Origin of the sequence: Streptomyces chryseus, assembly GCF_014650755.1 — a bacterium.
GTDB lineage: Bacteria > Actinomycetota > Actinomycetes > Streptomycetales > Streptomycetaceae > Streptomyces > Streptomyces chryseus.
Genome location: NZ_BMVO01000002.1, coordinates 319,919 through 331,332, shown reverse-complemented (window position 1 = coordinate 331,332; position 11,414 = coordinate 319,919). Strand labels below are relative to the sequence as shown.

Here is an 11,414-nt window from a genome sequence, read left to right as displayed (position 1 = left end):
GTTCGAACACCGCCGCATCGCGCGGAACGTTACCGTATCGCGATCAGACAACCACTTCGACGCCCTCGCCCGGGGGACTCCCGGAGACCCGTTCGGCCTCCAGGGCGTTCTGAAGGATGACGATCGCGGCCGCCTGGTCGATCACAGATCTGCCCTTCTTGGACTTCACGCCCGAAGCGCGCAGCCCCTGACTGGCCGTCACTGTGGTCATCCTCTCGTCAACCAGTCGCACCGGGACGGGTGCGATGCCGCGAGCGAGCTCCTGGGCGAACGCCCGGACCTTGACGGCCGCCGGCCCCTCGCCCCCGCTGAGGGAGCGAGGGAGGCCGACCACGACCTCGATCGGTTCGTACTCCTCGACGAGCTGCCCGAGCCGCCGGTGGGCGGCCGGGACGTCGCGTCCCGGCACGGTCTCCACCGGCGTGGCCAGCACCCCGTCGGGGTCGCACGAGGCGACCCCGATGCGGGCGTCCCCGACGTCGATCGCGAGCCGACGGCCGCGTCGCATCAGGCGCTCTCGCCCACGGCGCGCTCGACCGCGGCCACGGCGTCACCGATGGCCTGCGGGTTCTGGCCGCCGCCCTGGGCCACGTCCGGCTTGCCGCCACCGCCGCCGCCGAGGGTCTTGGCCGCCGTACGGACCAGGTCGCCGGCCTTGAGACCGCGCTCGCGGGCGGCCTCGTTGGTGGCGATGACGGTCAGCGGGCGGCCGTTGGCGGTGGTGAAGAGCGCCACCACCGCCGGGCGGTCGGACGGGATGCGGCCGCGTACGTCCAGGACGAGCCGGCGCAGGTCGTCGGCCGAGGTACCGTCCGGTACCTGACCGGTGACGACCGCGACGCCGCGCACGTCCTTGGCACCGGCGGCGAGACCGGCGGCGGCCTGGAGGACCTTCTCCGCGCGGAACTTCTCGATCTCCTTCTCGGCGTCCTTGAGCTTGGCGAGCATCCCGGAGATCTTCTCCGGCAGCTCCTCCGGACGGCCCTTGACCAGCTCCTGGAGCTGGGCGACGACCGTGTGCTCACGGGCCAGGAAGTTGTACGCGTCGACGCCGACCAGGGCCTCGATGCGCCGTACGCCGGAGCCGATCGAGGACTCGCCGAGCAGCTTCACCAGGCCCAGCTGGGCGGTGTTGTGGACGTGCGTGCCGCCGCACAGCTCCTTGGAGAAGTCGCCGATGGTCACGACGCGCACGCGCTCGCCGTACTTCTCGCCGAACTCGGCGATGGCGCCCTGCTTCTTGGCCTCGTCGATCGACATGACCTCGGCCTGGACGTCGAGTTCCCGGGCCAGCACGTCGTTGATCTTCTGCTCGACGTCGGTCAGCACGGTTCCCGGTACGGCGTTCGGCGAGCCGAAGTCGAAGCGGAAGCGGCCCGGCGAGTTTTCCGAACCGGCCTGGGCGGCCGTCGGGCCGAGCGCGTCGCGCAGCGCCTGGTGGGTCAGGTGCGTGGCGCTGTGGGCGCGGGCGATGGCGCGGCGGCGCTTCAGGTCGATGGCGGCGTAGGCGGAGGCGCCGACGGTCACCTCGCCGACCTGGACCGACCCCTTGTGGACGGAGACGCCCGGGACCGGCTGCTGCACGTCGCGGATCTGGATGACGGCGCCCGTGTCCAGCTTGATGCGGCCGGTGTCGGCGAGCTGGCCGCCGCCCTCGGCGTAGAACGGCGTGCGGTCGAGGACGACCTCGACCTCGTCGCCCTCGGTGGCGGCCGGCGAGGGCAGTCCGTCGACGAGCAGGCCGACGATGGTCGACTCGCCCTCGGTGTGGGTGTAGCCGGTGAACTCCGTCGAGCCGGAGTTGTCCGCGACCTCGCGGTAGGCGGAGACGTCGGCGTGGCCGGTCTTCTTGGCCTTGGCGTCGGCCTTGGCGCGGTCCCGCTGCTCCTTCATCAGGCGGCGGAAGCCGTCCTCGTCCACGGACAGGCCCTGTTCGGCGGCCATCTCGAGGGTGAGGTCGATCGGGAAGCCCCAGGTGTCGTGGAGCAGGAACGCCTTGTCGCCGGAGAGGACCTGGCCGCCGGCGGCCTTGGTCTCCGTCACGGCGGTGTCGAGGATGTTGGTGCCGCCCTTGAGGGCCTTGAGGAACGCGGCCTCCTCGGCGACGGCGACCGTCTCGATGCGCTTGCGCTCGGTCAGCAGCTCCGGGTACTGCTCGCCCATGGTCGTGACGACCACGTCGACGAGCTCGGCGACGACCGGCTCCGTGGCGCCCATGAGGCGCATGTTGCGGATGGCACGGCGCATGATGCGGCGCAGCACGTAGCCGCGGCCCTCGTTGCCGGGGGTCACGCCGTCGCCGATGAGCATCACCGACGTACGGATGTGGTCGGCGACGACGCGCAGCGAGACGTCCGAGCCGGCGTCGGCGCCGTAGCGGACTCCGGTGAGCCCGGTGGCCTTGTCCATGACGACGCGCAGGGTGTCGGTCTCGTACATGTTCCGCACGCCCTGCAGGATCATGGCGAGACGTTCGAGGCCGAGACCCGTGTCGATGTTCTTCGACGGCAGGTCGCCGAGGATCGGGAAGTCCTCCTTGCCGTCGCCGGCGCCGCGCTCGTACTGCATGAAGACCAGGTTCCAGATCTCCACATAGCGCTCGTCGTTGACGGCCGGGCCGCCCTCGACGCCGAACTCGGGGCCCCGGTCGTAGTTGATCTCGGAGCACGGGCCGCAGGGCCCGGGGACACCCATGGACCAGAAGTTGTCCTTCTTGCCCAGGCGCTGGATGCGCTCGGCCGGTACGCCGATCCTGTCGCGCCAGATCTGCTCGGCCTCGTCGTCGTCGAGGTAGACCGTGATCCACAGCCGCTCGGGGTCGAGCCCGAAGCCGCCGTCCGCCACGGAGCTGGTGAGCAGCTCCCAGGCGTACGAGATGGCGCCTTCCTTGAAGTAGTCGCCGAACGAGAAGTTGCCGCACATCTGGAAGAAGGTGCCGTGGCGGGTGGTCTTGCCGACCTCTTCGATGTCCGGCGTGCGCACGCACTTCTGCACGCTGGTGACGCGCGGGGCGGGCGGCTTGACCTCGCCGAGGAAGTACGGCTTGAAGGGCACCATGCCCGCGGGGACCAGCAACAGGGTCGGGTCGTCCGCGATGAGCGACGCCGAAGGCACGACGTGGTGTCCGCGCTCCTCGAAGAAGCGCAGCCAGCGGCGGCGGATTTCAGCCGACTCCATCAGTGGTCCTCATTCCGGTTGTACGAATGCTTGGTGTGGTCGAGAGCGGCGACGCGTCGGTACTCGACGGCTTGCGGGTCGTTCCGCGCTTCGAGGCCGAGCGCCTCGCCGAGTTCGGTTTCGCGCTGCGCCATGCCGGCCTTGACGTCGAGCGCGAACTCCTTGAGCCGGTGGCCTGCTTCGACCGCCTTGTCGGCGGCCTGCGCGGCGAGGCTCTCGGGCGTCAGCTGCTTGAGCTTGCGGTTGACCTTGGTGGTGGCCCACACACCGGCGGCAGCGCCCGCGGTGAACCAGAACGTACGGCGGAACATTGCGGCTTCAGCCCTTCCGCTTCCTGCGCCGGGCGGACGGCACGGTCCGGCCGACGATCACGGTGCGACGCGACGGCTGCTGAGCCGGAGCGTCCTTGTCGCGGCCGAGCGCCCGGCGGACGCCGTACCCGAAGGCGGCGACCTTCACGAGCGGGCCGCCGAAGGTCGACGCGACGGTCGTCGAGAGCGCGGACGCGTTCGAGGTGACTTCCTGGACGTCGGTCGCGATGGCGTCGACCCGGTCGAGCTGGGTCTGCGCGGACCGTACGGTGGCGGACGCGTCCGCCAGCAGCGGGACGGCCTGTTCGGTCACGTCCGCGACAAGCTTGGTCGTCGCCCTCAGCGTCTGGGCCAGCCTCACCAGAACCACGGCGAGGAAGGAGACCAGGATCGCCCAGAAGACGGCAACCAGGATGCCGGCCACCTCTCCACCGGACACGTTGCACCGCTCCCTGACATTGAGAAAAGTCGTTCTGCGAGCCTATCGCGCCGGGGCTCCGGGTCCGTACCGCATTGAGGCCGGGGGCGGGGGCCGTCCGGCCCGATTGTACGGAGTGCTTACGGATCGGTACGCTCCGTGTCCTATGCGACGCACTTCCCCTCCCGTGTCCCACTCCCCCGCGCACGGCGGACTCCCGGCTGAGCTGAACCGGTTCGTCGGGCGCCGCGCGGAACTGCTGGAACTGGGCCGCCTGCTGGAGGAGGCCCGGCTGGTCACCGTGACCGGGGTCGGCGGCGTCGGCAAGACCCGTTTCGCCCTGCGTGCCGCGTGCGAGGCGCAGGAACGGTACTGCGACGGCGTCCGGCTCGCCGAGCTGTCCGCGCTCACGGACCCCGGGCTGCTGGAGCACGCGCTGGCCGAGGCGCTGGGGCTGACCGACCACTCCGGCAAGCCGCCGCGCGCGGTGCTGGCGGAGCATCTGGCGGGGCGCCGGACGCTGCTCGTGCTCGACGGCTTCGAGCACCTCGTCGACGCCGTCGCCGGGCTGACCAGGGAGCTGCTGCGGCGGGCGCCCGGGTTGACCGTGCTGGCCACCGGGCGGCTGCCGCTGTGCGTCGACGGCGAACAGACCTTCGCACTGCCGCCGATGCCCGGCCCGGAGGCGGTACGGCTCTTCACCGACCGGGCCGCCGGGCGGTCCGGGTTCCGGCTGACGGAGGCCGACAGCGACGCCGTGCACGAGCTGTGCCGTCGCCTGGACGGGATTCCGCTGGCGCTCGAACTGGCGGCGGGCCGGCTGACGGCCCTCTCCGTCGAGCAGGTGCTCGACCGGCTCGACCACCGTTTCCGGCTGCTGACCGGATCGGCCCGGGGCTCCCTCCCCCGCCACCAGACCCTGCGCACCGCGATCGGCTGGAGCCATGAACTGTGCACGCCCGAGCAGCGGTTGCTGTGGGCGCGCCTGTCCGTGTTCGCGGGGCCGTTCGACCTGGAGGCGGCCGAGTACGTCTGCGGCGGCCCGGAGCTCCTGGACGACAGTGTGCTCGGCGTCCTCGACCTGATCACCGATCTGATCGCGCAGTCCGTCCTGATCCGCGAGGACTCGGCGGCCGGTGTCCGGTACCGGATGCTCGACACCGTCCGGGAGTACGGCGCCGAGTGGCTGGTGGCCATGGGCGACGCGGAGCGCGTGCACCGCCGGCACCGCGACTGGTACCTGGGGCTCGCGACGTGGTGCGAGCTGGACTGGTTCAGCCCCCGGCAGGCCGATGTCGCCGCGCGCGTCGACAGTGAACTGCCCAATCTGCGCCGGGCGATGGAGTACTCGCTCGAGCATCCCCAGGACGTGCACCTGGGCCAGTACCTGGCGGGCACCCTGTGGTTCTACTGGGTCGGCTGCGGGCGGCTGGCGGAGGGCCGGCACTGGCTGGACCACGCGCTGGAGCCGGAGGGCGAGCACGAGGCGCACCGGCTGAAGGCGCTGTGGGTGCTCGGTTACGTGGCCGTGCTCCAGGGCGACGCCATCGGGGCGCTCGCCGCCCTGCAGGAGTGCCGCGACGGCGCGGAGCTGAGCGCGAACGCGTCGGCGGCGGCGTACGCCGTGCACCGCTCGGGCTGCCTGGCGCTGGTCTCCGACGACATGGCGCGTGCCGAGGAGCTGCTGCGTGAGGCGCTGACGCGGTACGAGGAGATCGGCGAGCTGAACAGCAATGTGCTGATGGCGCGGATCGAACTGGCGATGGCCGTTGCCTTCCGTGGCGACCTGGCCCAGGCCGTGGCGATCTGCGAGGAGGTCACCGAGGTCTGCGAGGACCACGGGGAGCGCTGGGCTCTCGCGTACGCGCTGTACGTCCTGGCCTACGCCGCGCACACGGACGGCCGGCTGGACCGGTCGCGCGACCTGCTGCTGGAGTGCCTGGCGATCGACCACGCGTTCCACGACCTGCTCGGCGTGGTACTGGCCCTGGAGCTGCTGGCGTTGGTCACCCTGGACGCCGGCGATCCGGCGGAGGCGGCCGTGCTCCAGGGGGCGGCCGAACGGATCTGGCCGTCGGTGGGCCTGCCGCTGTTCGGTTCGGCGTACTACAACGCGCCGCACGCGCTCTGCGAGCGCAAGGCACGCGAGCGCCTCGGTGACGGCCGGTACGAGGCGTTCCGGTGCGAGGGCGCCTCGCTGTCCCTGGACGCGGCGGTGGTCAGGGCTCTCGAAGGGCCTCCCCGCCCGGCACCCGTCCCGCCCCGGCCGCGCGCGGCGACCACGACGGCGCGCGGCGCCGCCCCGCACACGCGCGAGCCCGCCGCCTCCCGTTCCGTGCGGAACGGGGAGACGACGGGCTGAGGCACGTGCCCGACTACTGCGGCCGCTGGATCAGCGGGCGTAGTACTCGACGACGAGCTGCTCGTCGCAGATGACCGGGATTTCCTTGCGGTTCGGGTCGCGGTCCAGGCGGAAGGCCAGGGCCTTCAGGTTCACCTGGAGGTAGCGCGGCGTCTCACCCTCGGTGTCGTAGCCACCCTCGCGGGCAACCTGGAAGGGGTGCTTCTCGCGGCTGCGCTCGCGGACCATCACGACGTCGTCGGGACGGACGCGGAACGACGGCTTGTCGACCTTGCCACCGTTGACCTCGATGTGGCCGTGGACGACCATCTGACGGGCCTGGTAGATCGTGCGGGCGATGCCCGAACGCAGGATCAGGGCGTCGAGGCGGCGCTCGAGCTCGATGACCAGGGCCTCGCCGGTCTTGCCTTCGGCCTTCTTGGCGCGGTCGTAGGCGCGGGCCATCTGCTTCTCGCTGATGTCGTACTGCGCGCGCAGACGCTGCTTCTCGAGCAGACGGACCTTGTAGTCCGAGTTCTGCTTGCGCCCACGGCCGTGCTCGCCCGGCGGGTAGGGGCGGGCCTCGAAGTACTTGACAGCCTTCGGCGTCAGCGCGATACCGAGCGCACGGGACTTCTTGACCTTGGGACGCGACTGGTTAGGCACGTTCTCCAGACCTCCGTTGTAGGTTAGGTTAGGCTCACCTTACTCAAGGAGATCGCATGTCTCGTCCGGGGAACACCAGTCACGTCACGGACAACACAAAGAAGGCCGACATCAAAAGTGTCGACGCGACGGAGGTCCGATCAGATCGTGGTCAGCCGCGTCCCAGCGGACTTGAAATCGCGCGGATGCCGTCAGCAGCCGAGCGCACACGAACTCTCGTACAGAGTACCTGCTCCGCGGTAGTGCTTCTCCCCCGTCCCGTCGCGGCCCTCCCCGAGCAGCTGGTTCCCGAGGAGCGGAGCGTGGGGCCCGACGGCGAGGTGCTGCTGGTCTTCCCCGCCGACTCACCGGTCGTACGGGCCGCCACCCACGCCCAGGACGACGAGCTCCCGGCGGTGCTGGAGATCACGGACGTCGCCCCGGTGTCCGTGCCCAACCGTATCCGGGGCCGCGCCTGGGTCTCCGGCTGGCTGACCTGCGTACGCGGGGTCGCGGAGCCGGGGCGCATGCTGCTGCGGCTGGAGGTCGGGGAGGCGCGGGTGGACGATCTGTGGGGCACCGGCATGGTCGAGCCCGAGTCGTTCGCGGCGGCGGCCGCCGATCCGCTCGTCGAGCACGAGGCGGAGCTGCTCCAGCATCTGCACGCGGCGCACGGCGACCAGGTGCGGCAGCTGTGCGGTCTGGTCGGCGAAAGGGCCGCCGACACCGCCGCGGTGCCCGTGGGGCTGGACCGGTTCGGGCTGCGGGTGCGCTTCAGCGGCGGTGAGCGGGGGCGGGTCTTCGACGCGCGGTTCGACTTCCGCGAGCCGGTGCGGGACATCGTCGGGCTGCGCCGGGCCATGCACCAGCTGTTCGAGGCGGCCGCGCACTGAACCCGGCGGGCGGGCCGGCGCTGGGTCAGGGGCGGGTTTCGGCCTGACCGTCGCCGCGCAGCCGGCCGCGCACCTTCTCGACGACGTCGGCGTACCGGGCTTCCGCACCGTAACGCGTGGGCTCGTAGTAGTGGCGGCCCTGTACGGCGTCCGGTGCGTACTGCTGGGCGGCGATCGCGCCGGGTACGTCGTGCGGATAGACGTAGCCCTGCGCGTGGCCGAGCTTGGCCGCGCCCTGGTAGTGCCCGTCGCGCAGGTGCGCGGGGACCGGGCCCGCCAGTCCCTTCCGTACGTCGGCCTGGGCGGCAAAGATCGCGTTCGTCGCGGCGTTGGACTTGGGCGCGAGAGCCAGCGCGATGGTGGCGTGGCTGAGGGTGAGGGCCGCCTCCGGAAAGCCGATCATGGCCACGGCCTGGGCGGCGGCCACGGCCGTCGGCAGGGCGGTCGGGTCGGCGAGGCCGATGTCCTCGCTCGCCGAGATCATCAGCCGCCGCGCGATGAACCGGGGGTCCTCCCCCGCCTCGATCATGCGCGCCAGGTAGTGCAGGGCGGCGTCGACGTCGGAGCCGCGGATGGACTTGATGAGGGCGCTCGCCACGTCGTAGTGCTGGTCGCCGTCGCGGTCGTACTTCACCGCCGCCCGGTCGACCGTCTCCTCGACCGTTTCGAGGGTGATCTCCTCCTCGCCCTTGGCGATGGCCGCTCCGGCGGCCGCTTCGAGCGCGGTGAGCACGCGCCGGGCGTCGCCGCCCGCGATCCGCAGCAGGTGCGCCTCGGCGTCGTTGGCGAGTGTGACCGCTCCGCCCAGACCGCGCTCCTCGGTGAGCGCCCGGCGCACCAGGGCCCGCAGGTCGTCGTCGGTCAGCGGTTCCAGCGTCAGCAGGAGGGAGCGGGAGAGCAGCGGGGAGATGACCGAGAAGTACGGGTTCTCGGTGGTCGCCGCGATGAGCGTGACCCAGCGGTTCTCGACGGCGGGCAGCAGTGAGTCCTGCTGGGCCTTGCTGAAGCGGTGGATCTCGTCGAGGAAGAGGACGGTCTCCTTGCCGAAGCCGCCGGAGGCGCGGCGGGCCCCGTCGATGACGGCGCGTACTTCCTTCACGCCGGCGGTGATAGCGGAGAGCTCGACGAAGCGCTTCTGGGTGGCCAGGCTCACGACGTACGCCAGCGTGGTCTTACCGGTGCCGGGCGGGCCCCAGAGGATCACCGAGGAGGGTCCGGCTGGGCCCCCGCTGCCCTCACCGACGAGCCGGCGCAGCGGCGCCCCCGGCTTCAGCAGGTGCTGCTGGCCGACGACCTCGTCGAGGGTGCGCGGACGCATCCGTACGGCGAGGGGGCTGCTGGACGGATCCTTGAGCTGACGCTCTTCGGCGGCTGCGGTGAACAGGTCTGGCTCCACGCGTGAAGCCTATGTCAGCCCACTGACAACGCCGTCCGGCTCAGCTGGTCCAGAACGTCCACCAGCGGGTCAGGATCAGCATGCCGATGATCCCGATCCACAGGACCGGCGGCAGCCAGTGGAACTCGATGAGGACGCTGCGCAGGCCCTTGGGGGCGGGGAGCAGGCGGTGCTTGATGTTGTGCGTGGTGACGTAGCAGAACATCACGATGGTGGCGACCCAGGCCAGGCAGCACCACAGGCACAGCGAGCCGATGTTGTACAGCGACTGGTACTGGAGCCAGGTGCAGAATCCGACGCCGAAGAGGGTGCCCGCGTTCAGGCCGAGCCAGAACCAGCGGCGGTAGCGCGCCCCCGCCAGCAGGCCGACGCCGATGGAGACGACCATCGCGTAGGTGACGAGTCCGAGCATCGGGTTGGGGAACCCGAAGGCCTCGGCCTGCTCGCTCTTCATGATGTTGCCGCACGCGACCACGGGGTTGAGGCTGCAGCCCGGTTCGAAGCCCGGGTCCTCGAGCAGCTTGATCTTGTCGAGCGTGATGACCCAGGAGGCCAGCAGCCCGGCCAGACCCGTGATCACCAGCAGCAGGGCGAGGGGACGGCCGCTGCCGGTCGCGCCCTTCGGGCCGTCCTGCGTGCCGTTGGAGGTGCGGTCGTCCACCGCTGCAGTCGTCATATCGCCGTTCCGTCACTGAGTGGGCTGCCGGACAGGCTCATTCTGCCGCACCGCCGCCCCGGTCCACCGTTCGATGGACATAAAGGGATACGGGCCCACGCCCCGCCGCGCGCCCTCCCGCAGGGCTGTGACCGGCGCGAAGTGAGGTACGCGGGCACCGGCCCCGGCCGGGCGAATCCGCGCCCGCGGAGTTGACCGTACGAGCGGGTGTACGAGTGGGTGCCGCACGGGCAGGGGCCCGGTCGTCGTCGCGACGGCCGGGCCCCTGCTTGGCGGGAAAGGTGCTCAGGCCAGGCGGCGGCGCAGCTCCGCGGTGACCCCGTCGAGGGCGACCGGGACCTGCTCGCCGGTCTCCATGTCCTTGAGCTGGACCTGGCCGTCGGCCAGATCCCGCTCACCGGCGACGATCGTGTACCGGGCCCCGGAGCGGTTGGCGTTCTTCATGGCGCCCTTGAGGCCCTTGCCGCCGTACGCGAAGTCGGCCGCGATTCCGGCCCTGCGCAGCCCGGTGACCGTACCGAACAGGACGCGGCGCGCCTCCTCGCCGAGCGGCACCGCGTACACGCTGGTGGTGGCCGGCAGGTCGAGCTCGACGCCCTCCGCCTCCAGCGCCAGCACCGTGCGGTCCACGCCGAGCGCCCAGCCGACGGACGGCAGCGCGGGGCCGCCGATCATCTCGGACAGGCCGTCGTAGCGGCCGCCGCCGCCCACCGCGGACTGCGAACCGAGGCCGTCGTGGACGAACTCGAAGGTGGTGCGGGTGTAGTAGTCGAGGCCGCGCACCAGCTTCTCGTCGTCCTCGTAGGCGACGCCCGCCGCGTTCAGCAGCTCGCGGACCTGCTCGTGGTACGCCTTGCACGCGTCACACAGGTAGTCGCGCAGCATCGGCGCGCCCACGAGCTGCTTCTGCACCTCGGCGCGCTTGTCGTCGAGGACCCGCAGGGGGTTGATCTCGATGCGGCGGCGGGTGTCCTCGTCGAGGTCGAGGTCGCGCAGGAAGCCCTGGAGGGCCTCCCGGTAGACGGGGCGGCACTCCTTGTCGCCCAGCGAGTTCAGCAGGATGCGGAACTGCGAGAGGCCGAGCGAGCGGTACGCCTGGTCGGCGAGGATGATCAGCTCGGCGTCCAGGGCCGGGTCCTCGGCGCCGATCGCCTCGGCGCCGACCTGCGAGAAGTGGCGGTAGCGGCCCTTCTGCGGGCGCTCGTAGCGGTAGTACGAGCCGGAGTACCAGAGCTTGACCGGCAGGTTGCCGCTCTTGTGCAGGTTGGCTTCGAGGGCCGCGCGCAGCACGGAGGCGGTGCCCTCGGGGCGCAGCGCCAGCTTGTCGCCGCCCTTGGTCTCGAAGGCGTACATCTCCTTGGAGACGATGTCGGTGGACTCGCCCACACCGCGCGAGAAGAGCGCGACGTCCTCGAAGCCGGGCGTCTCGATGTAGCCGTAGCCGGAGTTCCGCAGCGGCGCGGAGATCGCCTCGCGGACCGCAAGGAAGGTCGCGGAGTCCGGCGGGATGAGGTCGTACGTGCCCTTGGGGGCCTTGAAGGTGCTCACAGGAAGTCT

General features: G+C 71.1%; 10 protein-coding genes. 2 read left to right on the top strand and 8 right to left on the bottom strand.

The window, feature by feature from the left end; translation table 11 throughout:
- Window positions 1–43: 43 nt before the first annotated feature.
- Genes ruvX through IE185_RS06170 form a run of 4 tightly spaced genes read right to left on the bottom strand, consistent with a single transcriptional unit; the run spans window position 44 to window position 3,927 of the window.
- A complete protein-coding gene (gene ruvX, locus IE185_RS06185; protein ID WP_138897875.1) occupies window positions 44–508 on the bottom strand; it encodes a Holliday junction resolvase RuvX in 465 nt (154 codons plus the stop codon).
- A complete protein-coding gene (alaS, locus tag IE185_RS06180; protein WP_138897876.1) occupies window positions 508–3,177 on the bottom strand; it encodes an alanine--tRNA ligase in 2,670 nt (889 codons plus the stop codon). Before alaS ends, ruvX begins: the two co-directional genes overlap by 1 nt.
- Entirely contained in the window at window positions 3,177–3,488 is a 312-nt protein-coding gene (locus tag IE185_RS06175) for a DUF6167 family protein (RefSeq protein ID WP_138897877.1), read from the bottom strand. Before IE185_RS06175 ends, alaS begins: the two co-directional genes overlap by 1 nt.
- A gap of 7 nt (window positions 3,489–3,495) precedes the next feature.
- Window positions 3,496–3,927, bottom strand: a complete 432-nt coding sequence (locus tag IE185_RS06170; RefSeq protein ID WP_138897878.1) for a DUF948 domain-containing protein — start codon at window positions 3,925–3,927, stop codon at window positions 3,496–3,498.
- A 145-nt stretch (window positions 3,928–4,072) separates the two neighbouring features.
- On the opposite strand from IE185_RS06170, the gene IE185_RS06165 reads away from it, so the two are divergent.
- Entirely contained in the window at window positions 4,073–6,268 is a 2,196-nt protein-coding gene (locus IE185_RS06165) for an ATP-binding protein (protein WP_189714770.1), read from the top strand.
- 30 nt (window positions 6,269–6,298) lie between these two features.
- Here IE185_RS06165 and rpsD read toward each other — a convergent pair whose 3' ends face one another.
- Window positions 6,299–6,913 carry a 30S ribosomal protein S4 gene (rpsD, locus tag IE185_RS06160; protein WP_138894445.1) on the bottom strand — a complete coding sequence of 205 codons (615 nt, stop codon included), beginning with the start codon at window positions 6,911–6,913 and terminating at the stop codon, window positions 6,299–6,301.
- Window positions 6,914–7,098: 185 nt separating this feature from the next.
- Between rpsD and IE185_RS06155 the strand changes: the two genes are divergently transcribed.
- Window positions 7,099–7,785, top strand: coding sequence for a DUF2470 domain-containing protein (locus IE185_RS06155; protein ID WP_138894446.1), 687 nt, complete (start codon window positions 7,099–7,101; stop codon window positions 7,783–7,785).
- Between the two features lie 25 nt (window positions 7,786–7,810).
- Here the strand turns inward: IE185_RS06155 and IE185_RS06150 are convergent, their stop codons facing one another.
- The 3 genes from IE185_RS06150 to hisS form a co-directional block, all read right to left on the bottom strand.
- On the bottom strand, window positions 7,811–9,181 hold the full coding sequence (locus tag IE185_RS06150) for a replication-associated recombination protein A (RefSeq protein WP_138894447.1): 1,371 nt from the start codon (window positions 9,179–9,181) through the stop codon (window positions 7,811–7,813).
- Between the two features lie 40 nt (window positions 9,182–9,221).
- Window positions 9,222–9,857, bottom strand: coding sequence for a vitamin K epoxide reductase family protein (locus IE185_RS06145; protein ID WP_138894448.1), 636 nt, complete (start codon window positions 9,855–9,857; stop codon window positions 9,222–9,224).
- A 285-nt stretch (window positions 9,858–10,142) separates the two neighbouring features.
- The gene (hisS, locus tag IE185_RS06140; protein WP_138894449.1) at window positions 10,143–11,405 is read right to left on the bottom strand and encodes a histidine--tRNA ligase; all 1,263 of its coding nucleotides are present in this window, start codon (window positions 11,403–11,405) and stop codon (window positions 10,143–10,145) included.
- Window positions 11,406–11,414: the final 9 nt, after the last annotated feature.

What these genes read in the sequence shown, in the direction of transcription:
- ruvX (WP_138897875.1), bottom strand. Translation starts at nt 508, where the DNA reads ATGCGACGCGGCCGTCGGCTCGCGATCGACGTCGGGGACGCCCGCATC.
- alaS (WP_138897876.1), bottom strand. Translation starts at nt 3,177, where the DNA reads ATGGAGTCGGCTGAAATCCGCCGCCGCTGGCTGCGCTTCTTCGAGGAG.
- IE185_RS06175 (WP_138897877.1), bottom strand. Translation starts at nt 3,488, where the DNA reads ATGTTCCGCCGTACGTTCTGGTTCACCGCGGGCGCTGCCGCCGGTGTG.
- IE185_RS06165 (WP_189714770.1), top strand. Translation starts at nt 4,073, where the DNA reads ATGCGACGCACTTCCCCTCCCGTGTCCCACTCCCCCGCGCACGGCGGA.
- IE185_RS06155 (WP_138894446.1), top strand. Translation starts at nt 7,099, where the DNA reads ATGCCGTCAGCAGCCGAGCGCACACGAACTCTCGTACAGAGTACCTGC.
- IE185_RS06145 (WP_138894448.1), bottom strand. Translation starts at nt 9,857, where the DNA reads ATGACGACTGCAGCGGTGGACGACCGCACCTCCAACGGCACGCAGGAC.